The 26,706-nt window shown below is 51.8% G+C and carries 22 protein-coding genes; 1 reads left to right on the forward strand and 21 read right to left on the reverse strand.

Features of this window, described 5'->3' with window-relative positions; genetic code table 11:
* Nucleotides 1–44 precede the first annotated feature (44 nt).
* The 20 genes from wcaM to OGV89_RS07960 form a co-directional block, all read right to left on the reverse strand.
* Nucleotides 45–1,439: a colanic acid biosynthesis protein WcaM gene (gene wcaM, locus OGV89_RS07865; RefSeq protein WP_199998965.1), complete on the reverse strand. Its 1,395-nt coding sequence runs from the start codon at nucleotides 1,437–1,439 to the stop codon at nucleotides 45–47.
* Nucleotides 1,440–1,450: 11 nt separating this feature from the next.
* On the reverse strand, nucleotides 1,451–2,671 hold the full coding sequence (gene wcaL / locus OGV89_RS07870; protein ID WP_003841815.1) for a colanic acid biosynthesis glycosyltransferase WcaL: 1,221 nt from the start codon (nucleotides 2,669–2,671) through the stop codon (nucleotides 1,451–1,453).
* A complete protein-coding gene (wcaK, locus tag OGV89_RS07875; protein ID WP_199998964.1) occupies nucleotides 2,668–3,948 on the reverse strand; it encodes a colanic acid biosynthesis pyruvyl transferase WcaK in 1,281 nt (426 codons plus the stop codon). The genes wcaL and wcaK overlap by 4 nt, the downstream gene beginning before the upstream one ends.
* Before the next feature lie 23 nt (nucleotides 3,949–3,971).
* Nucleotides 3,972–5,450 (reverse strand): colanic acid undecaprenyl disphosphate flippase WzxC, encoded by a 1,479-nt coding sequence (wzxC, locus tag OGV89_RS07880; RefSeq protein ID WP_199998963.1) that lies wholly within the window; start codon nucleotides 5,448–5,450, stop codon nucleotides 3,972–3,974.
* Nucleotide 5,451: 1 nt separating this feature from the next.
* Nucleotides 5,452–6,846: an undecaprenyl-phosphate glucose phosphotransferase gene (wcaJ, locus tag OGV89_RS07885; protein WP_003841810.1), complete on the reverse strand. Its 1,395-nt coding sequence runs from the start codon at nucleotides 6,844–6,846 to the stop codon at nucleotides 5,452–5,454.
* Between the two features lie 54 nt (nucleotides 6,847–6,900).
* The gene (cpsG, locus tag OGV89_RS07890) at nucleotides 6,901–8,271 is read right to left on the reverse strand and encodes a colanic acid biosynthesis phosphomannomutase CpsG (RefSeq protein ID WP_181502330.1); all 1,371 of its coding nucleotides are present in this window, start codon (nucleotides 8,269–8,271) and stop codon (nucleotides 6,901–6,903) included.
* Between the two features lie 136 nt (nucleotides 8,272–8,407).
* Nucleotides 8,408–9,844 carry a mannose-1-phosphate guanyltransferase gene (cpsB, locus tag OGV89_RS07895; protein WP_003844320.1) on the reverse strand — a complete coding sequence of 479 codons (1,437 nt, stop codon included), beginning with the start codon at nucleotides 9,842–9,844 and terminating at the stop codon, nucleotides 8,408–8,410.
* A 2-nt stretch (nucleotides 9,845–9,846) separates the two neighbouring features.
* A complete protein-coding gene (gene wcaI / locus OGV89_RS07900; protein WP_200002839.1) occupies nucleotides 9,847–11,070 on the reverse strand; it encodes a colanic acid biosynthesis fucosyltransferase WcaI in 1,224 nt (407 codons plus the stop codon).
* Nucleotides 11,067–11,546 (reverse strand): GDP-mannose mannosyl hydrolase, encoded by a 480-nt coding sequence (locus OGV89_RS07905; protein WP_054528560.1) that lies wholly within the window; start codon nucleotides 11,544–11,546, stop codon nucleotides 11,067–11,069. Before OGV89_RS07905 ends, wcaI begins: the two co-directional genes overlap by 4 nt.
* Nucleotides 11,547–11,548: 2 nt before the next feature.
* The gene (gene fcl / locus OGV89_RS07910; protein WP_106107174.1) at nucleotides 11,549–12,514 is read right to left on the reverse strand and encodes a GDP-L-fucose synthase; all 966 of its coding nucleotides are present in this window, start codon (nucleotides 12,512–12,514) and stop codon (nucleotides 11,549–11,551) included.
* 2 nt (nucleotides 12,515–12,516) lie between these two features.
* Nucleotides 12,517–13,638, reverse strand: coding sequence for a GDP-mannose 4,6-dehydratase (gene gmd / locus OGV89_RS07915; RefSeq protein ID WP_088903297.1), 1,122 nt, complete (start codon nucleotides 13,636–13,638; stop codon nucleotides 12,517–12,519).
* A gap of 24 nt (nucleotides 13,639–13,662) precedes the next feature.
* A complete protein-coding gene (gene wcaF, locus OGV89_RS07920) occupies nucleotides 13,663–14,217 on the reverse strand; it encodes a colanic acid biosynthesis acetyltransferase WcaF (protein WP_200002840.1) in 555 nt (184 codons plus the stop codon).
* Nucleotides 14,218–14,226: 9 nt separating this feature from the next.
* Nucleotides 14,227–14,973 carry a colanic acid biosynthesis glycosyltransferase WcaE gene (wcaE, locus tag OGV89_RS07925; RefSeq protein WP_200002841.1) on the reverse strand — a complete coding sequence of 249 codons (747 nt, stop codon included), beginning with the start codon at nucleotides 14,971–14,973 and terminating at the stop codon, nucleotides 14,227–14,229.
* A gap of 5 nt (nucleotides 14,974–14,978) precedes the next feature.
* The gene (gene wcaD / locus OGV89_RS07930) at nucleotides 14,979–16,196 is read right to left on the reverse strand and encodes a colanic acid polymerase WcaD (protein WP_199998959.1); all 1,218 of its coding nucleotides are present in this window, start codon (nucleotides 16,194–16,196) and stop codon (nucleotides 14,979–14,981) included.
* Nucleotides 16,171–17,388 (reverse strand): colanic acid biosynthesis glycosyltransferase WcaC, encoded by a 1,218-nt coding sequence (gene wcaC / locus OGV89_RS07935; protein ID WP_199998958.1) that lies wholly within the window; start codon nucleotides 17,386–17,388, stop codon nucleotides 16,171–16,173. The genes wcaD and wcaC overlap by 26 nt, the downstream gene beginning before the upstream one ends.
* Nucleotides 17,385–17,873 (reverse strand): colanic acid biosynthesis acetyltransferase WcaB, encoded by a 489-nt coding sequence (wcaB, locus tag OGV89_RS07940; RefSeq protein WP_003844327.1) that lies wholly within the window; start codon nucleotides 17,871–17,873, stop codon nucleotides 17,385–17,387. The genes wcaC and wcaB overlap by 4 nt, the downstream gene beginning before the upstream one ends.
* Nucleotides 17,874–17,875: 2 nt before the next feature.
* Complete coding sequence (gene wcaA / locus OGV89_RS07945; protein WP_003036760.1) at nucleotides 17,876–18,718, reverse strand: colanic acid biosynthesis glycosyltransferase WcaA; 843 nt, start codon at nucleotides 18,716–18,718, stop codon at nucleotides 17,876–17,878.
* A 72-nt stretch (nucleotides 18,719–18,790) separates the two neighbouring features.
* Complete coding sequence (gene wzc / locus OGV89_RS07950) at nucleotides 18,791–20,953, reverse strand: tyrosine-protein kinase Wzc (protein ID WP_106902190.1); 2,163 nt, start codon at nucleotides 20,951–20,953, stop codon at nucleotides 18,791–18,793.
* Nucleotides 20,950–21,399: a low molecular weight protein-tyrosine-phosphatase Wzb gene (wzb, locus tag OGV89_RS07955; protein WP_003036763.1), complete on the reverse strand. Its 450-nt coding sequence runs from the start codon at nucleotides 21,397–21,399 to the stop codon at nucleotides 20,950–20,952. Before wzb ends, wzc begins: the two co-directional genes overlap by 4 nt.
* 5 nt (nucleotides 21,400–21,404) lie before the next feature.
* Nucleotides 21,405–22,544, reverse strand: a complete 1,140-nt coding sequence (locus OGV89_RS07960; RefSeq protein ID WP_003036765.1) for a polysaccharide export protein — start codon at nucleotides 22,542–22,544, stop codon at nucleotides 21,405–21,407.
* 656 nt (nucleotides 22,545–23,200) lie between these two features.
* Here OGV89_RS07960 and OGV89_RS07965 point away from each other — a divergent pair.
* Nucleotides 23,201–24,784 (forward strand): TerC family protein, encoded by a 1,584-nt coding sequence (locus OGV89_RS07965; protein ID WP_003841782.1) that lies wholly within the window; start codon nucleotides 23,201–23,203, stop codon nucleotides 24,782–24,784.
* 44 nt (nucleotides 24,785–24,828) lie between these two features.
* On the opposite strand, the gene asmA is transcribed toward OGV89_RS07965, so the two are convergent.
* On the reverse strand, nucleotides 24,829–26,682 hold the full coding sequence (asmA, locus tag OGV89_RS07970; protein WP_106107170.1) for an outer membrane assembly protein AsmA: 1,854 nt from the start codon (nucleotides 26,680–26,682) through the stop codon (nucleotides 24,829–24,831).
* Between the last annotated feature and the right edge of the window lie 24 nt (nucleotides 26,683–26,706).

Raw genomic sequence — 26,706 nt, forward strand, 5'->3', positions numbered from 1 at the left:
TTAAGCTCAAGTATGTGCGACTTGAGCCAGGAATGGTCGCAAAGTTACCTCCCCTGCCCCGGTAGTCGAAAATTCACCGCTTCTACATTCACTACCTGATGGTTTATACGGTCGATGTCAACTGAACTTTGCCCAGCTTCGTTTACTGCATGTACGTTGGCCAGTGAGAGTAATGTGTCCTGCCTGGCCATAAACTTACCGCGTACATCCTGGCGCAGATCGAAGTGCATCTTAAGTGCGGGACCCGTGGCCGATTGCTGCATCACCCTGATGTTACGTAAAAAAAGGTGCTGCGGTTGGTTGTGCAACTCAAGCGTGGCATGCTTCATCTCCACGTTGGTGATGGCCACGAATGACGTTGCATTACCAGAGGAGATCTGAATTCCGCGTAATTTGTATTCACGTTTGGTGTTATCGAGATGGATATTATTTAGCTTAAAGTTTTGTGGAATGGATAAATATCGACCTTTGATGACGCCATAACCAATGAGCATACCTGCGCTGTTCTCCATATTGATATTATCAATCACGAAGTTATCACATCCATAAATAGCAACCGTCGCATTATCAATGCCCGCTTTCTTACTGAAATCCGGTGTGATATTTCGCGCGGTAATATTACGAATGATAAAATGCTTGCCGTTCTCCACATGAACTAACTGCCGACAGTCGGTACCGGTGATGTTCGCCACCACGAAGTTTTTTACCGCCAGTTCATCGGGATAGCTATTGTCATAGGTACTGCCCGCCAGCCCGATACCGATGCCCCAGTTCACATTGCCATTGGTACAGTTAATACGTTCAATGACATGGTCAGAAATGAGGATGTTGCTGTCGTTGATAGCCACATTCCACTCAATGGCATCTCCCTGGAGATCGCTAAATCGGCAGTTTGTAATCTTTACGCCATCCATTCGGTTATGAAAACCCTGACGTAAAATCCCATAGTTAGCGCGAGTGACAGTAATATCATCAATAATCAGATTACGCATCAACCTTGAAGTTTTACCGCCGATATAAATTTGCGTCACCGGACCGAAACCGCTCATGGCAATCCCTTTTATTACACAGTCCGAACCACGTACATCCAGGGTAACGTTCTTCAGGCTCCCGCCTTGCTCGCCCACAACGTTGCATCCATCCTGTAAAATAAAGCGCCCACGGCCATTGCCACTTATTCGCCCTTGTATGAAGAGCGTTTTGCCTGGCGGAATAACAATAGCAGTATTGAGATCCTTACATTCCAGGCCTTTTGGTACGACGACCATTTGCCCTTCTTTGAACGCCTGCCTGAAAGAGGCCACCCAATCCTGTGGGTTGTAATCCTGAATGTTGACGCTGCCCGATGATTCAAGCGCGCGAACAACGGGAGAATGCAGCATGACAAGCGCAGAGCCCGCCGTCAGAAAAGTACGGCGTGAGAGTTTGTTCTCTGACATACAACCTCGATTTACATCGTTTGCAGCAGACTGGCTAACTGTTTATTGATAGCTAACTGATTAAATTCATTTTCAATTTTTTCGCGCGCACACTGCACAATCGACTGTACCTGCTCACTGTCGAGCAGGCTAAATGCCGCTAAACGCTCTGCCAGTGCCTGCGCGTCGTTTTCCGGTGCCAGCCAGCCTGATTTACCCGACTCGACCAGCTCAGGGATCCCGCTGTGAACGGTGGAAATCACCGGAATACCCACCGCCATCGCCTCCATCAGTGCCACCGGGATCCCTTCCATATCGCCGTCTCTTCCGGTGATCGAAGGCAGCAAAAATACATCCGCCTGTTCAAGCATCTCCTTTACCTGATGACTGGGCTTAAAGCCGGGCATCTCAATAACGCCATCGAGTTGATATTGCTCGATCAGCGTACGTAAACGACGCTCCCAAGGGCCTATACCCAGAATTCGATAACGAAATGAAACGCCCTGCTCTTTTAACTGACGACAAGCTTCGATGGCGAGGTGCAGTCCTTTTTTCTCGGTTAACCGGGCAACAGAGATTATTTCCAGCGGTGCAGTTGGCGATTTCAACTGGCGTGGCGTAAAGCGTGTCATATCGATTCCCATACGCGAGACGGCAATTTTTTGCGGCGGACATCCCATGTTCTTTAACCGTCCGGCCCAGAGATTGCTGATGGGCAACATTAAATCACCGCGTTGAAACAGCTGCTGATACTCAGGGGTATAGCGGGCCAAAACGCCCCGGTGCGAAACATCAATCCCATGAAATACCGTGGCGATTTTTCCGCGGATCATCCCAAGCTCACGCAGCTTGGCGGCCGTTACGCCTGCGGGCCCAAAATGAGCAATAAAGACATCCGCCTCAAACGCTCGCGGATTCCCGCCGCAAATAGCTGCCAAAATCAGATTGCGCGCCTCCTCACCATAGCGTGCAACATTAAGCGCTTTCCAGGTCGCTGCGCGGGTAATACCGTGCAGAGCCGCCGCTGCCCTATATTTCAGTTTCGCCAGTTTACTTTCCGGTTCATTCAGCAACCAGCGAGTTTTTTCACCCAGACGGTAGGTATTAAAGGAGGCATGAGTATTTTCAAGATCGCCCTTCTGCAAAGCGACAATCTCCACGTCGTAGCCCATATCGATAAATGCGGTTATCTGATTGAGTACAAATGTCTCGGAGGAGAGCGGAAATTTAAGCAGAAAAAAACCAATCTTCATTTTTCCCCCTCAATACGCGTTAAAACCGACTGCACCATGCGTACCCCACGTTCGCGTTCGCGCATAACCGCGTCGCCGAGACGTATGCGCAGCTCAGGTAACTGTCCGAGAGTATCGGCAACCTTCCCTTCGAGACCGCCATCGAGAAGATGACGAATATCAACAGCCATCTCCGGTAACCCCAGTTGTTGCATGATCCCAGCCGATTTGTGCTCGTAGTTAATGGCGATGGCAGGCGTCATAAAATTCATCGAGATGATGGCAGAATGCAAGCGAGTCCCCACCGTCAGATCGCAGGCGCCCAGAATCTTCCCCATCTCCAGATCGTTAAGTTCATCCATCACCACGTGATATCGGGCCGGATCGTTAACATACTGGCGCAGGTTTAACGCCACCATGCGGTCATCTTTGTTGTAACTATCAATACCGGTGCAAGTTGACAGCGCTATCACCTGGTAACCTTCGTCGAGGATGCGGTTCACCACCCCGGAAAAGGCTTGCTCATAGGCCTGCTGCGTTGTCCCCAGACGCTTATCAAAAGGAGCCAGCTCACGCAATGTAATGGCAACGGTCTTCTGTTTAGCCGCCATGTCTAACCAGTGCTGTACCGCATAACCTGGCTCAAAATCCTCATGATGGTTGTCAACCAGCCAGGCCGTATCCACGCCAGTTTCGACTTTATCCGTGGTAATTGCGCTGCGCTTCATCAGATCCAGACTGACGGATTCACGTAAAATTAGCGCATTACAGTGACCAAACACGTAGTTCGCCAGTTGATTAAACTGCCCATCCTGGAATGGCCCCACGCTGTGACCAATCATGTACAGCGGTTTTTTCGCCATAAACGAACACAGGGCATGTTCAAACTGCGGCACGCCATACAGATCGACAAAGAACGATCCGCCGACCTGGATGATGGCGTCATAGCGCGACAGCAGACGGACAAAATCGGTAAAGCCCTGGGCGATAGCGATATTGCGCAGATTACCGGAATCGGTAACACGCGAGAGCAGTACCTGATGCTGATAGCGACGACGCAGCACTTTCTTCACGCGCCCCATAACACCCGCTGCGTTGTTATGTTGCTTCATCTGCAAATACAGCGGGTCGCCCATCACCGGGCGGTTTAACAACCACGAAGAGCTCACCGGGTAACGGCTCATCACATCCACTTCGGTCTCGGGACGCAACGCGTTAATGGCATCCAGCAAACCGCGCAGGATCGCGCTATCCCCTCGGTTCCCGCAGGTATGGTTGCCTAAAATTAGTAATTTCATTATGACCTCTTAAAACGTTGTTCTTATCCCGCACGGAGCAAGGTTTTCATTTTTTCACTGCGACAGAGTTGGCGTTTTAATTCCACCACCAGCGGATGGCGCGACAGCACAATCATTAGCGCAAACACCACTGCTCCTGCCGCTATCTGGATCCCCAGCAGCGCGCTTAATGGCACCTGGTTGCGCAGGGTTAAGCCCAACGCATAGCTCACCACAAGGGTTGGTAAGGAGAGATACAACGGCAGCCACAGGCTGAGCATGTACTGACGGTAGCTGGAGCCAAGAACAGGTTTGATCATCACGAAGTAGCTGAGGATCGTATTAATCACCTGAACCAGCAAAAAGCCCAGCGTCACGCCAATCGCCCCCGCCAGATGACCGCCAATGAAAATGGCAGGAATAAACAGAAAGGTTTTGAATACATTGAATTTGAAGCTGATATCGACCCGGGCTTTCGCCATCAAAAGCGATCCTATTGGATTCCCCACCGAGCGCAGCAAACCCACAATGCACAACAATTGCAGGACTGGAATAATGCCGTTCCACTTATCGCCGAATACCAGCGGCACCACGTTATTCGACACCACCATCAGTCCCAGTAGCGCCGGGAAGTTGATAATCCCAACCACTGACAGCAGCTTGTAAAAATTCACCCGTAGTTTTTCGCTGTCGTCCTGGATTTTGGCAAACGCCGGAAACAGCACGCGGGTGATAATCGGGTTCAGTTTGATCGGCGGGACAACCGCCACGTTCCACGCAAGATTGAATCCGCCCGCCACGCCAGCTCCCAACGTGCGGGCTAAAACCAGCGTGGAAAGGTTGGTATTGATGTAATTGATGATGCTGTCTGCCGTCAGCCATGCGCCAAAACGCAGGTTCGACGAAACGGATGCCAGCGAAAAATGCAGCCCGGGTCGGTAAATCCGGCGGCCAAAATAGCCGAACAGCAGCGTACGTAGCGTACTATTCACCAGATACCCAAGAATGGCCGTCAGCGCGAGCGGCCAGAAATGGGCGCTGACCACGGTAAAGGTAAATCCAGCCAGCACCGAACTGGTTTCAATCATGCCAATTTTGTTGAAGGCCAGCTCTTTTTGCATCAGCGCGCGAAACTGCTGCCCGTGCGGTATCACCACAAACGCCAGTGATAAGGTTTTGATGAGCGGTGCCAGTTCTGGGTTATTGAGCACATGGGCAATCGTCTCGCTCAGCAGAAACATCGCCACGCATACCACGATACCCAGCCCAACGTTTAGCCAGTACAGCGTCGTCAGCTCCAGATAACCAATCTCTTTGCGTTGAATAATTGAGTTGGCGATACCGAAATCCGACAGTGTATCGGCCAGCGCTATGATCACCAGCGACACGGTTAACAACCCGAACTGGTGGTTATCAATAATTCGCGCCAGGACGGTCATCTGAATAAGTCCGAGCCCAATAATGATCACCGTGGCAATCGCCGACCACTTTGCGCCATTAAGCGTTTTTTCTCGTAAGCTCATGTTAATACGCCGCTTTGTTAACAAAGCCTTTGAATATCGTCAGAAAAACAATTTTGATATCGAACCACACGCTCCACTCGCGAATGTATTCGAGGTCAAACTCCACACGTTTCTCCATTTTTTCCAGCGTATCGGTTTCACCGCGCCAGCCGTTGATTTGCGCCCAGCCGGTAATACCCGGTTTCACCTTATGGCGTAACATGTATCCCTCAATCAGTTGGCGGTACTGTTCGTTATGCGCCACCGCATGCGGACGTGGTCCGACGATAGACATCCCCCCGGTGAGCACGTTAATAAACTGCGGCAGTTCATCAAGCGACGTCCGACGCAGGAAATTCCCCACAGGAGTAACGCGCGGATCGTTTTGCGTGGCCTGCGTCACCACCGCATCGTTTTCCATCACTTTCATTGAGCGAAACTTCCAGACTTTGATCGGCTTCCCATCCATGCCATAGCGAGTCTGGCGGAAAATCACCGGTCCTTTGGAGGTCAGTTTTACCAGTAGTGCTATGCCACACAGCACCGGGGAAATAAGTAGCAGGATCAGTGAAGCCAGCACGATATCTTCCGCGCGCTTCAACAGACGATTAATTCCCGAGAGTGGCGTATCATACAGCGGCACCACCGGAATGCCGTTCATCTCTTCAATCCGTGAATGCAGAATGTTGAAGGTAAAGACATCAGGAATAAGGATCACTGAACAGGTGGTATCGGCCAGCTCGCGCACTAATTTTTTGACGCTGGCACCATCACTCATCGACATGGCGATATAAACGTTATGAATGCGTGAGGCTTTGGCGTCATCCACCAGTTGTTGCAGATTACCGGCCCAGTCGCGGGAGTTTTTTCCAGGGATAGGGTCGTGATAGATACCTGCTACTTCAAACCCCAGCCACGGTTCATGGCGAAAACTGTCCAGCAGCATTTGTCCAGCTGGCAGGTCCCCTGCCACTGCCACCCGGCGAGTGTTGTAACCGCGATTACGCAGCCATCCCGCGCCGTAGCGAATAAACGAACGACTCAACACCAGGCCAACGCTGGATAGCAGATACCACGCCAGCCAGACGGCGAGACGGTTATCAAAATCATTATTAAAGGCGATCAGACCTGCGCAAAAAATCAGGCTCAGCGTCCAGTTTTGCAGCAACAGCACCAGCTCAGTGGTCATTTTGACACCACGCCAGGAGCGATAAAAATCCGTTATGCCACCGAGCATCTGAAAAACGACCAGAGTGATCAGCGCCACCAGCAGGTGCATGTACAGGAAAGGCAAACCGCTTAATTCGCAGATTACCCACAACCCGCCAAACATGATGGTGATATCTGAAAAGCGTTGCACCATCGAAATTAACGACGCATTGGTTTTGGCGCGCTCGCGCTTCTTTAGATGTGTCATCGTGGTTCCTGTTAGTCACCCTTTGCCCAGAATCGGGCAAAGGAAGCACCAGCATTACTGATTCAGTAACGCCAGAAGAGTGCGCGTTCGCGCTTCCATCAACGGAATATCTCCGCGCGATTCCACGTTCAGGCGCACCACCGGTTCGGTATTGGAAGAGCGTAAATTGAAGCGCCAGTCGACAAACGACATGCTGATACCGTCCGTTCTGTCTACCGTCAGCGCCTCACGGGAAAAATGCTGCTCCACGCGCGCAATCGCTGCCGCCGGCTCTGCCAGCGTGCTGTTTATTTCACCACTCGCCGGGTAGGCCACCATCCGGTCGCGGACCAGTTCACCCAGCGACTGTCCTTTCAGACACAACAGTTCCGCTACCAGCAGCCACGGGATCATCCCGCTGTCGCAGTAGGCAAAATCGCGGAAATAGTGGTGCGCGCTCATCTCACCGCCGTAAATGGCATCTTCATGGCGCATCCGCTCTTTGATAAACGCGTGCCCGGTTTTTGACATCACCGGTTTACCGCCTGCCGCCATCACCACATCCACGGTGTTCCAGGACAGACGCGGGTCGTGGATAATTTTCGCCCCCGGATTCTTCTCCAGAAACGCCTCCGCCAGCAGGCCGACAATGTAGTAGCCCTCAATGAACTGACCTTTTTCATCGAACAGGAAGCAGCGGTCAAAATCACCGTCGAAGGCAATTCCCATATCGGCGCCGTGTTCAATCACCGCATTGCGCGTGTCAGCCCGGCATTCCGGTAGCAGAGGATTGGGAATGCCGTTAGGGAAGTTGCCATCCGGCGTATTGTGGATTTTGATGAACTCGACCGGCACGCCCAGCGCCTTAAAACGGGCTTCAATAGCGTCAACCACCGGACCTGCCGCACCGTTGCCGGAATTGAGCACCAGTTTCATCGGTTTCAGATTGGCGGGATTGATGTAACCCAGCAGGTGGTCAATGTAGGCATCACGGATAGTAATACGCTGGTAGCGGCCACGTTTTGTCTCATCAACCGCCGGGAAGTCGTTGGCTTCCGCCAGGCGCTGTACGTCGCGCAGACCGGTATCACCGCTGATGGGCCGCGCCCCTTCCCGCACCAGCTTCATGCCGTTGTAATCCATCGGATTATGGCTGGCGGTCACTTCAATACCGCCGTCAATACCCAGGTGGAAGGTGGCGAAATAAATCTCTTCGGTACCCGACATGCCAATATCCAGCACATCCACCCCCGCATCCTGAAGTCCTTTCGCCAACGCCAGCTTTAGCGTCTTGCTGGTCAGGCGCACATCACCACCGAGGACAATCGTTTTTGGCTTCAGGAACTCGCCGTAAGCGCGGCCAATACGCCACGCGATATCTTCATTCAGCTCTTCGCCCAGCCTGCCGCGAATATCGTAGGCTTTGAAACAGGTTAATTTCGTCATGATTTACCCTTCTTCAGGCAACAGGAGGCCCTGACTCTTAATGAGCCTTTTTAATGAGTGTTAAATGCATTGCCCGGTGCGCTTCGCTTACCGCGCCTACGTTGTTGTAGGCCGGATAAGCGCGGCGCATCCTGCATCAGGCACGCCCGTATCTGTCCGCAAACCGCACCACATCATCCTCATCGAGGTAAGATCCGGAGCGCACTTCAATCAGATCGAGCGGGATTTTCCCGGGATTCTCCAGACAATGGGTCGCCCCAAGCGGAATATAGACAGACTCGTTTTCAGCGAGCAGTTTGATGTCATCATTGATCGTCACTTTCGCGGTACCGGCCACCACCACCCAGTGTTCAGCCCTGTGATGATGCATCTGCACGGACAATCCTTCACCGGGTTTAACGGTAATTCGCTTCACCTGGTAACGGTCTCCGGCATCAATAGAGTCGTACTTGCCCCACGGACGGTAAACTTCACGGTGAATATGGTGTTCATGTCGTCCGTCAGCTTTAATTTGCTCCACCACTTTTTTGACGTCCTGCACCGCGTTGCGATCGGCTATCAGCACCGCATCTTTGGTCTGCACCACCACCAGATCCTTCACCCCGACGGTCGTCACCAGGCCAGATTCGGCATACACGTAGCTGTTCTCCGTTTTGTGGCTAATGACGTCGCCATGATGCACATTGCCTTCGGCGGTATGGGCGCTGATTTCCCACAGCGATGACCAGGAGCCAACATCGCTCCAGCCAGCGTTCATGGGCATTACCACCGCATCCGCCGTACGTTCCATTACCGCATAGTCCACAGACTCTTCCGGACAGGCGAGAAACGCCTGTTCATCAACGCGGATAAAATCGAGATCGGGGTCGACCGTACTCATGGCATTCACACAAGCCTCAAGAATGTCGGGGCGGTACTTTTCCAGTTCTTCCAGGTAACGTCCGGCGCGGAACAAGAACATGCCGCTGTTCCAGTAGTAATCGCCGTTCGCCACATAAGCCTGCGCGGTTTCCAGATTGGGTTTTTCAACAAACTGCGCCACTTCGAACGCCACGGCGTCGGTATTCGTTAGCGAAACCACGCCACGGCGGATATAGCCATAGCCCGTTTCCGGCTGGTCCGGCACGATACCAAACGTCACCAGCTTACCCGCACTGGCATAGGGCATAGCATTGCGAACCGCCTCGCGAAATGCCTCTTCGTCGGCAATCATGTGATCGGCCGCCAATACCAGCAGCAGCGGATCTTCCTCCGGGCTTTGACGTTTTGCCGCCAGTGCGGCCAGCGCTATCGCCGGTGCCGTGTTACGTCCGGCGGGTTCGAGAATAATGTTCTCAGTCAGCTTGTGCAGTTGCCGTAGCTGTTCCGCGACGATGAAACGGTGTTGTTCATTACAGATAACCACCGGGCTTTCACACTCCACGCCATTCAGACGACAGATCGTTGTCTGCAGCATGGTGAGATCACCTTTCAGGCACAGGAACTGCTTTGGATACAATACGCGGGACAGAGGCCATAAACGGCTACCCGAGCCACCGGCCATCACTACCGGAAAGAGTTTGCTTTGACTCATCATTAACCCCGAATATCAGCAATAAATTGGCTAAGCACGTTATCTTTATCCAGCGTGCGTTCGGCATAGTCACGTGCCACCGTATTGACTTTTGGCATCCTCAACGCTTGTTGGATACCGCAAACCAGCGCATTTACCGATTCCGGCTCCACGCATACAGCGATGCCTGGAACAATGTTACAGAGCTGCCCCAGCTCGGTTTCCGGCTCGGCGGTAATCACAGCGTTACCACCAACGGCGAGGATATTGGTCAGTTTGGAGGGCAGTACGGCATCCGCCGCACCGCGCTTTTGTACCACCAGATGACAGTCCGCCATTTTGAGCAGTGCAGGCAGCGCGTCATAAGATTGCAGCGGAAAGAACATCACATTGTTCAGGCCGCGTTCGCTGGCCATATTCTCCAGTCGCGCTTTACCCCCGCCCTGCCCGACAATCACAAACAGCCAGGGCCGCTCGCTCAACAGGGCCGCTGCGTCGATTACACTCTCCAGTCCTTGCTTTTCACCAATATTGCCAGAGTAGAGAATGATTTTTTTTCCATCAGGCAAGCCCAGCTGCTGGCGCAACGCCAGAGCATCGGCGGCGTCCACATCGCGAAAACGCGCTACTTCTGACCAGTTCGGAAAGAAAATAACCTTCTGTGCATCAACGCCCTTTTCCTGTGCTTTATTCATCATTGAGCGAGAAATGGTCGAAATATGATCCATATTCAACAGCCCACTGCGCTCAAAAGCGCTGGCCAGTTTTGCCACCATACCGCGCTTGCCTTTGCCCGCCATGCCAAGTCCCAACATGGCATCAACTTCGTAATCCTGAATATGCAGCAGCGTGCGCGCCCCGGACAGCTTCGCCAGCAGGCGCATTCCCGGCGTACAAAACAGCGTCGGTACTACCCCAATGATGCGATCCGGCTTCCAGCGGCGCTGCGCCAGCAGCGGGAAGAAACTGCTCAGGGCGAAACTGCCTAAATGCAGTAGACGCTTGAGCGTGGAGGGCTGCTCAGGCACATACAGCGGGCAACGCCAGACGATGGCATCGCCCTCTTCACGACGGTAGCGCCAGGATGAATAGCGACCGTTGACTTTCCACTGCGGATAATAAGGCGGCGCAGTGATCACCCGTACGTCATGCCCCTGTTGCGCCATCCACGCCACCATTTCACCGGTGTATTTACCGATACCGGTCAACTCCGGCGAATAGTTGATGCCATACACAAGGATCTTCATAGCCCGGGTGCTCCGGCCTGACTCTTCTCACAGAAGTAAGCCCGGCTGTTGTCGTGCACGTGGTCACTGACCAGAATCTCTTCAATTGCCAACCAGCGGTACGCGTCATGTTGAACGTCAGGCAGTTGCAGGTCGTTTTCCGACACCCGCAGACGAAATCCCAGCACGATGTAATGCGTTGAGAAATCTTCCCCGGAAAAGTTGTCGTCATAGAAGTGCTGCCAGACACCGTAAAACTGCGCAGCGGACAGCGGTAAACGTAACCCCAGCTCAGCTTCAGTAAGCCGCTCAAAGGCCGCGTGCAACGGTTCATCTTTTTGCACCCGACCGCCGGGCACAAACCAGTACCCCTGCGCAGGACGATTGAGGCGCTTGCCAAGCAGAAATTCACCGTGGGCGTTTTCCACGATCAAATCGATGGAAATCAGCGGAGTTGAACGTACAACGGTGGCAAAATCCTCATGACGTAAAAACATGCTTACCCCCGGTAACGCTGCTGGTTTTCAAGGAACCACTGATATGTACTGGCAAGCCCCGCTTGCAGAGATATCTCGTGATACCAGCCCAACTGATGCAGACGCGTAACGTCGAGCAATTTGCGCGGCGTGCCGTCCGGTTTGCTGGCGTCAAACACCACACGCCCCTTGTAGCCCACGACCTCCGCAATAGTCTGCGCCAGTTCACGGATGGTGCAGTCCACGCCGGTCCCCACGTTGATATGCGACAGCATCGGCTGGGTATATTCCTGCAACACTTCCTGAGCCAGCTCCATCACGTGGATACTGGCCGCCGCCATATCGTCGACATGCAGAAATTCACGCATTGGCGTCCCGCTGCCCCATACCACCACATCCGGCGCATTTTGCCCGCGAGCTTCATGAAAGCGGCGCAGCAGCGCCGGGATCACATGCGAATTACTCGGATGAAAGTTGTCATGCGGCCCATACAGATTGGTCGGCATCACCGAGCGATAATCACGGCCATACTGTCGGTTATACGATTCACACAACTTGATACCGGCAATTTTGGCAATCGCATACGGCTCATTGGTCGGTTCAAGTGTCCCCTGCAACAGTTCACTCTCGGCGATTGGCTGGGTAGCTTGCTTGGGATAAATACAGGATGACCCGAGAAACAACAGTTTATTCACGTTATGCAGATGTGCAGCATGAATAATGTTGCTCTCAATCATCATATTTTCATAAATAAAATCAGCAGGATAAGTATTGTTTGCCACAATCCCTCCTACTTTTGCCGCCGCCAGATAAACCTGGTCAATACGTTCAGCGGCAAAAAACGCCTGCACCGCACTGGCGTCCAGCAGATTAAGCTGGTCGCGGGTACGCAGCACCAGCTCCACATTATTTCGCTGCGACAATTGTCTGACGATGGCGGCCCCCACCATCCCGCGATGGCCCGCCACAAAAATACGTTGTGTCTTCATCCTCAGTACTCCAGCGCGATGGCGACCTCGTAACCGTGCGACTTAAGCAGGGAATGTTTCTTCGCCGCAGCAAGATCGTTAGCAACCATTTCCGAGATCATCTGGCGCAGCGTGATTTCCGGTTTCCAACCCAGTTTTTCATGTGCTTTGGCCGGATCGCCCAGCAGCGTTTCCACCTCAGCCGGACGGAAGTAGCGCGGGTCAACGGCAATCATGACATCGCCTGGCTTCACGCCCGGCGCATCATGTCCGGTCACGGAAACCACGATGCCTTTTTCATTCACGCCCTCACCTTCAAAGCGCAATTTAATCCCCAACTGAGCTGCCGCCATTTCTACAAACTGGCGCACGGAATACTGCACGCCGGTGGCAATCACGAAATCTTCCGGCTTATCCTGCTGCAGCATCATCCATTGCATCCTGACGTAATCTTTGGCATGCCCCCAGTCGCGCAGTGAATCCATGTTGCCCAGGTACAGGCAAGACTCCAGCCCCTGAGCGATGTTGGCGATCGCCCGGGTAATTTTGCGAGTGACAAAGGTTTCGCCGCGGCGCGGAGACTCGTGGTTAAACAGAATGCCGTTACAGGCATACATCCCGTAAGACTCACGGTAGTTGACGGTTATCCAGTAGGCATACAGCTTAGCAACGGCATACGGTGAACGCGGATAGAACGGCGTGCTCTCTTTCTGCGGGATTTCCTGAACCAGACCGTACAGCTCAGAGGTGGACGCCTGATAAAAACGGGTCTTTTTTTCCAGACCAAGGAAGCGGATCGCCTCCAGCAAGCGCAAGGTGCCGATCGCATCAACGTCTGCGGTGTATTCCGGTGAATCAAACGACACCGCAACGTGGCTCATGGCACCCAGGTTATAGACTTCATCCGGTTGGACTTCCTGTAAAATACGGGTCAGATTGGAGGAGTCCGTCAAATCGCCATAGTGCAGATGAAATTTGGGATTGCCTGAATGCGGATCCTGGTAGATGTGGTCCACACGTTCGGTGTTGAATGATGAAGCGCGACGCTTAATACCGTGTACTTCGTACCCTTTTTCCAGCAGGAGTTCTGCCAGGTAAGAACCATCCTGCCCGGTTACGCCAGTAATGAGAGCGACTTTTGACATGTTATAACCTCTTCAGTGATCCCCTCAGGGAGTAACTTTCTCGACGCGTTCGCGCGTGACTACTGCGGGATTTCCCCGACAAATGACATTTGCTGGCAGCGATTTAAATACGCTGCTTCGTGCTCCGACGACGGTGCCATCGCCAATCGTTACGCCAGGCGCGACAAAGACATCTGTCGCCAGCCAGCATTTATCGCCAACCACTATCGGTGTGGCGTTAATATCAAAATGTTGGCTGGAATAATCATGACTCCCGGTGCATAAATAACTTTTTTGCGAAATAACTGCGTGGGCCCCAATCGTAATATCACCTAACGTATATAAAACCGCGTCATCACCCACCCAGGCATAATCTCCCAGAGTTAGTTTCCACGGATAAGTAATTTTTACTGAAGGCCGAATGACTACGTTTTTTCCTATTTTTGCGCCAAACATCCGTAATAAAAATGCACGCCAGCGATACATGACCTGTGGAGACCAGCGAAATAATGTTGATTGCACCGCCCACCATAATTGCACTTTAATAGCGCCGCCGCCGCGAAAACCGCCAGGCACTTTAAATCCGCTTAAGTCTTGCATATTGTGCCCTTACGTTTTTCCATATAAGGCTTTTGTTTTATCGGTTGTGCGCAGACGTAAATATTCTGACAAACCGGTCCAAAAACCTGGCATGTGTAATATCTGGCGCTGTACTTTTTTGGCATCCCGGCACAATTCCAAATTATTCGTCGTTGACACTCCGCCCATAGAAAATTCCGACACCAACCCGCGCAGCTTTTTAAAAGCGTAACCGGACTTGTATAATTTGGCTGCCAACGCGTAATCTGACGATATTTTATATTGCAAATCATAATGCCAGACATTCAGTCCTGAGAGCGGAAAAAATATTGCCTGATGGCTGGCTGGCAGGCTGTGATAAATATACCAACCCGGTTTTGCCCGACGCTTAATTTTGTTGCCATTGCCGAAATCCAGCAACGCATCGCCAATGACCATAGTTTGGTCACTCTGCATTTTTAGCTGGCGGATAAAACAAGCCGCATTCTCATGCAGAATATCCCCGGAGTTGAGGAACAGTGCAAACCGCCCGCGCGCCATGGCGATGCCTTTGTTCATCGCATCATAGATACCGTTATCCGGCTCGCTGACAAACCGTAACCGGTGTTCTCCACTGAGTCCTTCAAGAAACGCCGACGTACCATCCGAGGAGCCGCCATCAACAACAATCCACTCAAAACTGATATCACCCGCTTGCGCCAGATGTGCCAGCGACGCGTGAGTTTTGACGATCCCTTCCAGATTGCGAAAGGCGACGGTAATGATACTGAGCAGCATGTGAGTTACCTCGCGATATTCAGCGCCTTGCGCAAAATAAACGGACACACAATTAAAAATGCGTATTCCGGACTAAATACTGAACCTGTAAAAAACAGTGACAATGGTGTAAAAAGATAAAGCTGCACCCGATAATTCTGATTATCGCCAAACGCATTGATCATCATTTTCATGACTTTCCCCATGTACCATAGGGCTAATATCACCGCGAACCATGAAAAATAAATAATCAGCAGATACAAGCCATTGTCTATTGTTTTACCGACATCTGCACCGTTAAAAATTCCGAATGACGCGACGTATTCATAAAGTGAGCCAAATCTCACTACGCCATCAACGTTCAGTAACGAATAACCGACCATCACTAATGGCCCGACGATACGATAATACGATGACGAACCTTCAGTTCCTAAATCACCAAGCCGCGTTGCGATGTACGGAAAAGCAAATATCACACCAACTAAAAACACGCTCAATGAGATTATCGCCAGAGGTAGTTTCTTTTTTATCGCATCCTTATTTAGGTACTGAAACGCCCATTCCAGGAGGTAAAACAAAATAAACGTCATTACTCCTGAAAACGATCCCGATAATATTATCCCTACCAGAATCATAGCATCGGACTTAGGTGTTTTGATACCAAACTGTTTGATACTGAGCCAAATTGAGATTAATGCCAGAGCGAAGAATGCCGGTTCGAAATAGAGCGCCGTGGTTCGTTTCCCACCAAACTTAATAAAGTTCAGAACATAGCTGTTACTGTAAATAAGATATTTCGAAATAACTTCCATTAAACTGCTGCCGCCGCTGAGAATTATCTGCGCCATTTCAACTGCAGCTAACCCCACCACCAGTCCCACAACCAGCCAGAAAAAGCGCAAGATTTTAATGTAGTTATGCGGTGAAATGGTTTTGAAGCGAATACTCCATACCATGCCAATAATCACCACGGTATAGATAAACAACATGGCGGACGTCACGTACTTGCTGGCATCCAGTGACTGACCGAACAGATAGTTAAATGCCGTTAGTCCGCCCCCTACGCCCAGCGCGATCATTAATTTTTTGATATTGATGCGTTCGATAAACAGCAACAGCAGAACGGGTAAAAAGGTGACGATAGTGATCGGGAAGCTCTCGCCAAGCTGGGCGAGTTTGACGTTTACCAGCAGATAAAGCAGCGGTAGCACCAGATAGCTACAGATTCTGATAGAACGAGACATATTCCTCCAGCATCTGTTGTCCACTGTATGCCAACCGGCTGCGCTGGCTAAATGCGGCAAGCGACGTGTCAAAAACCGCCTGCGCAATGTCTGATTTTTTCAGCTGCACCAGTTGCAACACTTCAGCTTCGCTGAACGTTTTTCCGCCTGATTTAGCCAGCACTTCCTGCGCGGCATCGCTGTGCGTGGCTATTACCGGTACGCCGATGGACAGCGCTTCGCACAGAATCAGCGGGTAGTTATCGACACGGGAGCTGAACACCAATCCATCCATCTGATTAAGCGCACTCATCAACGTGCGCTTATCGCTCTCAAAACCGTGATTGATGACGTTATCTCCCGCAAATGGCGAAAATTTGCCGAAGGTATGCAACTCAATTTTGTCTCCGAGCGCGGTAATCGCTCGCACCAGTTGCTGACTGGTTTTGCCGTCATAGCGCAGGTCATGAGCCACCACGGCAATTTTCGGCCGGCCGCTCTCCTCATGCATCGCGGGTAGTTCGGCAAGAATGGCTTCAGTTGCCACATCAATGCCATTATTGATAATGCGGCAGCGTCCCGCGCCATACAGGCTGTTGAATGCGTCGGCCACATGCTGACTGGGCGAGATAAACTGGCAACCCAGCGCCAGCATCGCACGAAACATCTGCCGCTTAACGGGCAACTGTTGATGGGCTTTATCGATTTTTACCGGCGGATAGTTGCTCAGCGTTGGGCATTGCAGACAGCCCGTTTTCCAGCCTTCGCAGCCATCGGTAAAGGCACAGCGTCCGGTCACACTCCAGTGATCGTGCAGCGTCCAGACGAAGGTGATATCCGGTTTATGCGCTTTCACTTTTTGGCAAAAGGAGACTACCTCTTCCAGGTTCAACCAGTAGCTGTGCAACACATGAAAATGCAGTACCAGCGGGCCGTTAGTGCGGGTAACCGTACGATATAGCTTGTCGAGATTGCCGAACATGTCGCGGTTCGCGAAACGAAACAGCGCAATGTTCGCCGCCGACGTCAGGCGCGGCGTATATTTGATAACCTGCGGGTATTTCGCATGGCTGCCGCTTTTTTTACCGCCTTTGCCATAGCCATAGACAAAACGCGACGACAGCCCTTTTTCCAGCGACCTCAGATGCAAATCTAACGCCACGCCTGCCGCCCCACCTTCTGCGAGTCGCACATTAAATTGTAATATCTTCATTTTATTACCTTCACCCGTGCCTTCTCGCCCACGACCAGCGCATTGTCCGGAACGCTATCCACCACGACGCTCCCGGCACCAATCGTCACGTTATCGCCAATAGCAACGTCGCCAAGCAGAGTCACATTGGCCCCCAGCTCAACGCTGTTACCGATTACCGGGCAGGACAAATCGTTGGTGCCAAGATTGCCGATGGTGACGCCGTGACGTAGGGTAAAATCATCCCCCACAACCACGTGTTTATTGATAACCACCCCATAGCCATGATGGATGGTGAAACGACGACCGATTGATGCAGCGGCCTGAATTTCATAGCCAAACAGGCATTCGGTGATAAGGCGGTACATCACCAGTACCGGTGCGGCCCACAGGTTGTTTAAGATGTTTTTTTTACGCCAGACGGAGCAAAAATGGGCAATCCGATAGGCCACCACCATGCAGCAGGGGCGCAGACTCCAGCCGTTCACGCGTAAATCTTCCAGCATAATTAGCGTCCTCGCAGTCCGTCGGCCAGACGCTTACTGTTGCGAACAGAAAGCAGCGTCAGCAGCGTGCGCCAGTTCATCCGTTTGTTGCGGATCTGATAGAGGGTAAACAGCTGATACTTCTTGCTGGCCCGGTCAAATTTGCCTTTGTGCTTGCGGTAAAACTGAAAGTAGCCGGAGAATTTATTCGGCGATGAGGTAATGCGCATCTCACCGTGATTTACATGCAGGATCTGCGTCGCCTCTTTGACCTTCCACGGTTTGCCATACGCCACCACCATGCGCAGGAAGATGTCGTAATCCTGCGCCGCTTTCAGCGTGGTATCGAACAGACATGCTTTAAACCGCCATGCCCAGGTAAATACCTGGTTACCAATGATGTTGCGCTTATAAAACCTGCGGCGTGAATAAACGGACTTAGGATAGAGCGGCAGACTGGTCGGCTGCGAATACACTTCGCCCTCACAGACATAGTCATTGGCATACAGAAACGCCCGCGTGACCAAATGATGGCGATAGTTGAGAAATACACTCAGTCGGTTCGGCGTCCATTCATCATCATCATCAATCCCCGTAATGTATTGTCCGTTGGCCTGCATAATGGCCTGATTACGCACCGCGCAGGCCCCGGAGTTGGTGGAATTATGCGTATACGACACGCGCGGATCGTTGAGTTCCTCAACAAACTGCTGCAACTGCTCATAGGAGGAAGAGCAATCATCCACAATGATCATCTCCCAGTGAGGATAGTCCTGGCGCAACACCGATTTAATCGCCCGAATGGCCAGCTGCTGGCGGTTCCAGGTTGGCATGTAAATTGAAATTAGCGGGTTTTCTGTGGTCATTTTCGTTTCCAAAAAAAGTTGCCTGATGGCACTACGCTTATCAGGCCTACATTCGATATGCGTTGCTGTTAGTTATTTCGAATCCGACGTGTATTCGTATTCGTAGTAGCCGTAATCCTGATACCCGCTCGCGCGGCGGAAGATCGAGTTGAGGATCACCCCTTTCACCTGAATGCCATTTTGCTCGAAGCGGCCCAGGCTGGTTTCCACCTCTTTCAGCGTGTTGACCGCATAACGCGCTACCATCAGCGTGGTTCCGACGTGGCGCCCTACGATAGCCGCATCGGTCACCGCCAGAATTGGTGGGGTGTCAATCAACACCAGGTCATAGTGCGAACTGGCCCAGGCAATCAGTTCGCCGAAGCGCTCGCTCATCAACAGTTCGGAAGGATTGGGAGGAATTTGACCGCGAGGGATCAGATCAAAATGCGGAATCGATGTCGGTTTAGCGCTGGATGAAATATCCCCTTTGCCAATGAGGATCTCAGACAGGCCGTTAACATTATTGGTCCCCAGCAGTTCGTGGGTATAGCCTTTGCGCATGTCGCAGTCGATCAATAGCACGCGTTTGTTAGTCTGGCTAATAACTGCCGCCAGGTTAGCGCAGACAAATGTTTTCCCAATCGACGGACTGACGCCGGTCAGCATCAATACGTTGTTACGCGCCTGCATCATGGCAAAGTGCAGGCTGGTACGCAGGCTACGGACCGCTTCTATGGCGAGATCCGTTGGATTCCCCACGGCCAGCAGTTGGCTTTGCTTGTAGCGTTTCACACCTTTAATGGTCTGAACGTTATCACGCGCTTTTTGCCATTCAGACAGCGGAATACTGGCATACACGCTGATACCATGCTCTTCCAGCGCCTGGGGGCTTTCAATACCGCGATTAAACAGAGAACGCAGCAGTACGCCCACCACGGAAAGCATTAAACCGAGAATGATACTGCCGAGAATAATCAGCGCCGTTTTCGGCTTCAGCACGCCAGGCTGGGCAATCGCGGGATCGACAATGCGCACATCACCGACCGTACTGGCCTCGGTAATCTTCAGTTCCTGTTGCTTGTTCAGCAACTGCATATAGACCTGCTGACCGGACTCCACATCACGCGTCAGGCGAACAATTTCCTGCTGTGTTTTCGGCATCGCCGTTACACGCCCGTTCAGCTTACTTTTCTCATCTTCCAGCGCCTGGCGTTTTTCCAGCAGCGTGCGATACGCCGGGTGCGCTTTGGTGAACAGCTTGGAAATCTCCGCTTCTTTAAAGGTCAGTTCATTCAGCTGCGCGTCGATATTCACCATCGAATCCAGCACCGCTTTGGCTTCCAGCGGCAAATCCACGGAGTCTTTATCCTGACGGAAGGCGTTCAGCTTGTTTTCAGCAACATCCAGGTGGTTACGCACTTCGGGCAACTGCTTGGCCAGAAACGCCAGACTTTTGGCGGCCTCTTCGGATTTACGTTCCACGTTTTGTTGCAGATAGTTACGGGTAATACTGTCGAGGATCTGGCGGATTTGCTCGCGGTCTTCACCGGTAAAAGTCAGGCTCAATACACCGGTATCTTTGCCTGTTTCCGCCACCATCAGATTATTTTGCAGGGTGTTTATCATGCCCAGCGTGGAGAATTTACTGACAGTAAATTGGCTCTCCGGGCTGGCATGAATCGCCTCAACCAGCATCGTCACGCCATCGTGTTCCAACACCTTGCCAACTTGCCCCCGAACGCTAAACCCCCCGTCACTCACCAGTTGATAACTTTTGTCATTCAGCACATTGAGCGTGAAGGTCTGTTCATTCATTGCCTTTGGCAGCGTGAAGGTAGTCACATTAACCGTTTCGTTCTGACGGCCCATCAGCCGGTCCCAGCCCGCGCCAAAAATAGGGAACGTATCTTTGGTAACGCCGATATCGAGGTTGAGATCGTCTACCGTTTTCCCTAATACCAGTCGTGACTGAATGAGCTGAATTTCCGCTTCCGAGGCCGGGGGTTTGTTCGACAACGCCGAGCCAATATCCTGCACCAGTGAATTTCCAGTATTTTGCTCAATTTGCACCAGCGCGTCCGCACTATAGATGGGGGTGGCGAACAGAGTGTAGACCGCGGCACACAATGCAAAAGCCGCGGTAATGCCAAGTACCCACCAGCGGGCTTCCACCACCGTTGCGACCAGACGACCAATATCGATTTCATCATTGCCCGTTACCGGCGCAGCAGACTGTTTTACTTTTTCTGTCATCGTTTTCCCTGCTCTGCGTTCAGTGCCTGAGCCCATTGGCGGGCAGACCGTTCAAGTAATGTGTACACCGCGTCAAACGCATCACGGCTTTTACGATATGGATCGGGAATTTCGCGCTCGCTGTCCCAGTGACCAAAAAGCATCACTTTGCCGCGCATCTCCGGCACCATTTCACACAGGGCAGAGATATGGCGCTTTTCCATGGCCAGGATCAGGTCATACTCCCGGCACATTCGTCCCGAGATCTGCCGGGCACAATGATTATCCAGTGACAGGTTGTGCGCCTGCGCCACGCTAATGGCGCACGGATCCGCGCCTTTCCCCACCAGCGCCCCAAGACCGGCAGAAGAGACCGTCAACGCCGGGTGAAATTGCCTTAACAAGCGCTCTGCCGTCGGGGAACGGCAAATGTTCCCCACACAGACAACTAAGATTTTGTTAAACATGACGATTACCAGTTGTGAAGGTCGCTGGCCGTGTCCGTCATATAGCGAACACCGCTAATAGTCGGCAGCAACTGATTGATCAAACGGTTCCAGCGAGCAACCGGCGCAGTAGTGACGTACACCACATCGTATGGCTGGAGTCGGAATGATGTTGCCATCACCAGCGACGTCGCATCGGACATATCAAGTTGATAGATATTGGCGATCTTGCCGTTGTTCCCGCCCTCGCCTTTCAATGGTCGAATAACGAAAATACCGCTGGCATTGGAGGTGGTCAGGTCAATACCTTCGGCATTGCCCAGCGCTTCGGTAAGCGTCATGCCACTGAAGTCCATTTTGAGGGTGCTCTGTTTTTTCACTTCCCCCATTACAAAGACTTTCAGATCGTCATTACGCGGGACAAACAGAATGTCGCCAGGATAGAGCAGTCGGTTCTGGCTCAGGTCGCCATTTTGCATCAGTGCTTGCAGTGAAATGCGTTGCTCCTGCCCTTTATGAGTCAGCACAACGTTGCGCCAGTCTGCCGCTTCGGTGAGACCGCCAGCAGCGTTAATGGCATCGAGAACGGTAAGCGGCACGTTGGTGATAGCCTGCTGACCGGATTTGTTCACCTGTCCGGAGACATAGGCCTTCTGCGAGCGGAAAGCGGCGATATTAACGTCCACCTGCGGGTCAGCAATGTACTTCGCTAAGCGCCCGGTAATATCACTACGAATCTCTGCCAACGTTTTCCCTACCACGCTGACTTTGCCGATGTAGGGGTAAAACATCGTGCCATCAGGTTGTACCCAGTTGCCGGTATCGCTTGAGCTACGGTACTGCCCGGCCGGGGTGGTGAGTTCAGGATGGTCCCAGACGGTCACATTCAGGACATCCCCCGGACCGACTCGGTACTGATACCCGGCAATCTCCTGGTCCAGCGACATATTAGGTTGTGCAACATTTGGTCGAGGACGTAATTGTTCTACCAGTCGTGGGGTGAGTGGATAAACATTCACCATGCGATCGATATCAAAATCAGCGTCCTGCTGTTTAATCACATCTTTGCCCATCGTAGACATATTGCTGCCCGGAAGCACGGTACAACCGTTTATCAAGATTACCGATACCAATACTGGTATCAATTTAAGTTTGGATTTCATCATTGATTATTTATCACTTTGGCAGAGTAATTATCACATGCAATCTAAATAGCGACTTCGCCTGTACGTATTTACCTTGCCGTTAATTGAAATGGAATTTAACTGGCATCAGTCCTAAAAAAAATGAATTCATCTGCGGTCTCTTGACAGAATAATTTAGGCTTGTTTCAGGCGACCAGACACGCTACCGCCCCTGGCTTCACTAGCTACCAATGCACTGATTAATTTAAATTTTTATCCTCTCCTTTATTTTCATCACATTTACAGCGGCAACGCATCGGGAATACGTGCCACTGGTTAATGAGGAAATATTTATCTTTTGATTATTACCGCAAGAATTGTTGCAGCTAAGCGAATATCAGGCAAGATAACAAACCACCGACACCAAGCTTTTAAGATTAATATTAAGCGTTGGATTTGTATATTTTTAGGATTTTATTGATGTTGACAATATTGATATAGAAACATCCCACCTGCGATATTTCCTAAATATATTTAGATTAGTAAAATAATTTCCTGTAGTGACATTAAGGCTATTATCCTGCATCTGTTCTGATATAACCGACAGAGAAATCCCCTCTCGCCATTGCATTTTTCGCCAGTTTTACCCATGATCGAATTGTGACAATTGTCATACAACTATGGGTATAGCATTTACTATGGAATGGATTGCCGATCCGTCAATCTGGGCCGGACTGGTCACGTTAATCGTGATCGAACTTGTTCTTGGCATTGATAATCTTGTTTTTATTGCCATCCTCGCGGAGAAACTACCTCCTGCCCAGCGGGATAAGGCGCGTATTACCGGGCTACTGCTGGCGATGGTTATGCGCCTGCTGCTGCTGGCATCAATATCCTGGCTGGTAACACTGACCACGCCGCTGTTCAGCATTCGCGATCTCAGCTTCAGCGCCCGCGATCTGATCATGCTGTTCGGCGGTTTCTTCCTGCTGTTTAAAGCCACTATGGAGCTCAACGAACGGCTGGAAGGAAAAGACAGCGACAATCCCACCCAGCGTAAAGGCGCTAAGTTCTGGGGTGTGGTCGCGCAGATCGTGGTGCTGGACGCCATATTCTCTCTCGATTCCGTCATTACCGCTGTTGGGATGGTCGATCACCTGGCCGTGATGATGGCTGCGGTGATTATTGCCATCAGCCTGATGGTGCTGGCGAGCAAGTCGCTGACGCGCTTTGTCAACAGTCATCCAACTATCGTTATTCTGTGCCTGAGCTTCTTGCTGATGATTGGTTTTAGCCTGGTGGCCGAAGGGTTTGGTTTCCATATCCCGAAAGGTTACCTGTACGCGGCCATCGGCTTCTCGGTGATGATCGAAGCATTGAACCAGTTGGCTATTTTTAACCGTCGTCGCTTCCTCTCAGCCAACCATACTCTGCGCCAGCGCACCGCCGAGGCGGTAATGCGGCTGCTGAGCGGGCAAAAAGAAGATGCCGAACTGGATGCCGAAACCGCGGCAATGCTGGCGGACCATCATGAAGGTCAGATTTTCGCGCCTCAGGAGCGGAGGATGATTGAACGTGTGCTGAACCTTAATCAGCGTACCGTCAGCAGTATCATGACCTCGCGTCACGATATTGAACACATCGACCTCAATGCTCCCGAAGCAGAAATCCGCGCCTTACTGGAAAAAAACCAGCATACGCGTCTGGTGGTCACTGGCGAAGACGGGCAGGAAGAACTGCTTGGCGTGGTGCATGTCATCGATTTGCTGCAACAGTCTCTGCGCGGCGAGCCGCTCGACCTGCGCGTCCTGATTCGCCAGCCGCTGGTGTTCCCGGAAACTCTGCCGCTACTTCCGGCGCTTGAGCAGTTCCGAAACGCCCGGACGCACTTCGCGTTTGTAGCCGATGAATTTGGTTCCGTCGAAGGGATTGTGACGCTGAGTGATGTGATGGAAACCATCGCCGGCAATCTGCCAAACGAGGTAGAGGAAATCGACGCCCGCCATGATATTCAGAAAAACGCCGATGGTTCATGGACCGCTAACGGGCATATGCCGCTGGAAGACCTGGTGCAGTACGTCCCTATCCCATTAGATGAAAAACGTGAGTATCACACCATTGCCGGGCTTTTAATGGAATATTTGCAGCGCATCCCAAAAACCGGGGAGGAAGTCCAGGTTGGCGACTATCGGCTAAAAACCCTGCAGGTGGAAAATCATCGCGTGCAAAAAGTCCAGCTGATACCGCTACACAGTGAAGAAGAGATGGATTACGAGGTGTAAGTCACGAGCCGGATGGGGCATTAGCCACCATCCGGCAATATGAATCAGAGCTTATCCAGCAACTTTTTAACATCTTTGCCGTTGCGGGAATCTTTATTGCGATCGGCCCAGTCATTCAGGCGACGTTTTGCTTCATCCTGCAGATGTTTACGCAAAAGCTGATCAACTTGCAGACTGTAGTTCAGTGACTGCCATTGACCATAGACTCTGAGAGGAACCGGGGTGGCCTTCAGGAAATTAATCAACTTACTTTCGCCATCCCAACCGCCCAGAACGCGAATGTTAAACAGCGTGTCGCAATTCTGCTTCACCAGATCTAACGTTCCTTTGCCGGTCAGTGCCAACATAGCGGACTCCCCTACCATGTTATCCAGCGTTACCTCACCGTTATCCAGCGTCATATCGGTTACAAAACGATCCAGACGGGTCACGTTCTCCATATTTTGCTGGGCTTTAGCATCTCCACCGCTACGCTCGACGGCCTGCTGTATCATCTGCTGGAAGTTCATCCCTTCCATTCGCGTATCGTTCATTTCGACATGGGCCTGCCCTTGCCAGCTGTGACGAAACGCCTGGGCGTCAATATCCGAGCCGGAAAAATCTCCCGCCAACGACAGCTTGCCGGTGAGTGCGATGGGGTAATCAAAGGCCTTCAGAATAGTGCCAATTTCTACACCTTCCAGGCGCGGATGAAAGACCGCTCGCGGTTCTCCCTTTCTGGCATCCAGCGTGCCGGGCAATGAGATCAGCCCGCCATCACTTTTTCCCTGCAACTGTGCAATGTTCAGTAAGCCGAACCGGTTGTCTATTTTTGCCGAGACATTCTCAAACGCCATTTTCCGCCACAGCACTTTGTCAGCCTGCAAAGCGATGTCTGCCGAAAAACCCTTGAGTCCCTGATACGAAACAGCATCAACCTGGGAAGCAATAACGGGGCGCGCCAGCGTTGACTGACTCTGACCTTGCTGAACTTCACCTTTTGCTGTCACCGCTGCGTCATGTTGTACGAGCAGGTTATCCAGATTGAGCTGACCAAATTTTAGGTCAACGGCCCATTCCGGTTTTTCCAACAATGCCACATGCGCTTGCCCGGAGAAAGAAGAGTCATTAGCGGTCAAATTTATCTGGCTAAATGAAAGCTGTTTTTTCTCTTCCAGCCATTGCGCCTGAAGATGTCCCTGACCGTTAATCCCCTGCGGCGGCAGATCGGCCCCCTGCAGTTGCCAGCTTAACTGCTCAATATTCGCAGATAAGTTGTGCGGATAATCGGAGGCATCGACCGTACCGTTAAAGGATAACGCGAGATCGCGCTGATCGCGGTTCACACGCCCGGAGAAATCAAACGTGCCGCGGTGCTGGCTATCTTGTTCCATCTCCAGACGAATATCGCGAACGGTAACCTGTTCATCGTTTTCATGTTGGAACACCAGAACACTGTCGGCAACGCGCAGACGGGCGATATCAAACGACCATCCTTTGTCTTCCGCCAGATCGGGCAACATATTGTCTTTTGGGGCAACGGGTGCATCTTTGCCGCGTACCGCCTCAGTTTGCGGGGTCAATTGAATCACTGCGCCTTTGAGCATCACCTGCTTCACGCTGAGCTGGTGGCTCAACAGCGGCCACAATGCAACGTCGAGACGCATATTATCAGCACGAACCAGGGGTTCGCTGGCGCCTTCAGCCGTTAACATCACTCGCCCTGAGAGGATACTCAGTTGCGGCCATACGTGCCAACGCAGGGGGCCATCCAACTGCAGCTGATACCCGCTACGTACGGCAACCTGCTTGACCATATACGCGCGGAAATCATTCGGATTCACCAACAGTACTAACGCAGAAAAACCGGCCACCAGCACGACCAGAAGAATCATCAGCGTCGTCAGAAATCGTCTCATGCTATCCCCAATAGACTGATAAAC

Origin of the sequence: Citrobacter sp. Cf125 (genome assembly GCF_030333935.1) — a bacterium.
Lineage (GTDB): Bacteria > Pseudomonadota > Gammaproteobacteria > Enterobacterales > Enterobacteriaceae > Citrobacter > Citrobacter freundii.

Coding starts and splice junctions, on each gene's coding strand:
- wcaF (WP_200002840.1), bottom strand. CDS start 14,217: ATGCAAGACTTAAGCGGATTTAAAGTGCCTGGCGGTTTTCGCGGCGGC.
- OGV89_RS07905 (WP_054528560.1), bottom strand. CDS start 11,546: ATGTTTTTACGTCATGAGGATTTTGCCACCGTTGTACGTTCAACTCCG.
- wcaL (WP_003841815.1), bottom strand. CDS start 2,671: ATGAAGATTGGTTTTTTTCTGCTTAAATTTCCGCTCTCCTCCGAGACA.
- gmd (WP_088903297.1), bottom strand. CDS start 13,638: ATGTCAAAAGTCGCTCTCATTACTGGCGTAACCGGGCAGGATGGTTCT.
- wzc (WP_106902190.1), bottom strand. CDS start 20,953: ATGACAGAAAAAGTAAAACAGTCTGCTGCGCCGGTAACGGGCAATGAT.
- fcl (WP_106107174.1), bottom strand. CDS start 12,514: ATGAAGACACAACGTATTTTTGTGGCGGGCCATCGCGGGATGGTGGGG.
- wzb (WP_003036763.1), bottom strand. CDS start 21,399: ATGTTTAACAAAATCTTAGTTGTCTGTGTGGGGAACATTTGCCGTTCC.
- wcaE (WP_200002841.1), bottom strand. CDS start 14,973: ATGCTGCTCAGTATCATTACCGTCGCCTTTCGCAATCTGGAAGGGATC.
- wcaA (WP_003036760.1), bottom strand. CDS start 18,718: ATGACCACAGAAAACCCGCTAATTTCAATTTACATGCCAACCTGGAAC.
- cpsG (WP_181502330.1), bottom strand. CDS start 8,271: ATGACGAAATTAACCTGTTTCAAAGCCTACGATATTCGCGGCAGGCTG.
- wcaK (WP_199998964.1), bottom strand. CDS start 3,948: ATGAAATTACTAATTTTAGGCAACCATACCTGCGGGAACCGAGGGGAT.
- OGV89_RS07960 (WP_003036765.1), bottom strand. CDS start 22,544: ATGATGAAATCCAAACTTAAATTGATACCAGTATTGGTATCGGTAATC.
- wcaI (WP_200002839.1), bottom strand. CDS start 11,070: ATGAAGATCCTTGTGTATGGCATCAACTATTCGCCGGAGTTGACCGGT.
- cpsB (WP_003844320.1), bottom strand. CDS start 9,844: ATGAGTCAAAGCAAACTCTTTCCGGTAGTGATGGCCGGTGGCTCGGGT.
- asmA (WP_106107170.1), bottom strand. CDS start 26,682: ATGAGACGATTTCTGACGACGCTGATGATTCTTCTGGTCGTGCTGGTG.
- wcaM (WP_199998965.1), bottom strand. CDS start 1,439: ATGTCAGAGAACAAACTCTCACGCCGTACTTTTCTGACGGCGGGCTCT.
- wcaC (WP_199998958.1), bottom strand. CDS start 17,388: ATGAAGATATTACAATTTAATGTGCGACTCGCAGAAGGTGGGGCGGCA.
- OGV89_RS07965 (WP_003841782.1), top strand. CDS start 23,201: ATGGAATGGATTGCCGATCCGTCAATCTGGGCCGGACTGGTCACGTTA.
- wzxC (WP_199998963.1), bottom strand. CDS start 5,450: ATGAGCTTACGAGAAAAAACGCTTAATGGCGCAAAGTGGTCGGCGATT.
- wcaD (WP_199998959.1), bottom strand. CDS start 16,196: ATGTCTCGTTCTATCAGAATCTGTAGCTATCTGGTGCTACCGCTGCTT.
- wcaJ (WP_003841810.1), bottom strand. CDS start 6,846: ATGACACATCTAAAGAAGCGCGAGCGCGCCAAAACCAATGCGTCGTTA.
- wcaB (WP_003844327.1), bottom strand. CDS start 17,873: ATGCTGGAAGATTTACGCGTGAACGGCTGGAGTCTGCGCCCCTGCTGC.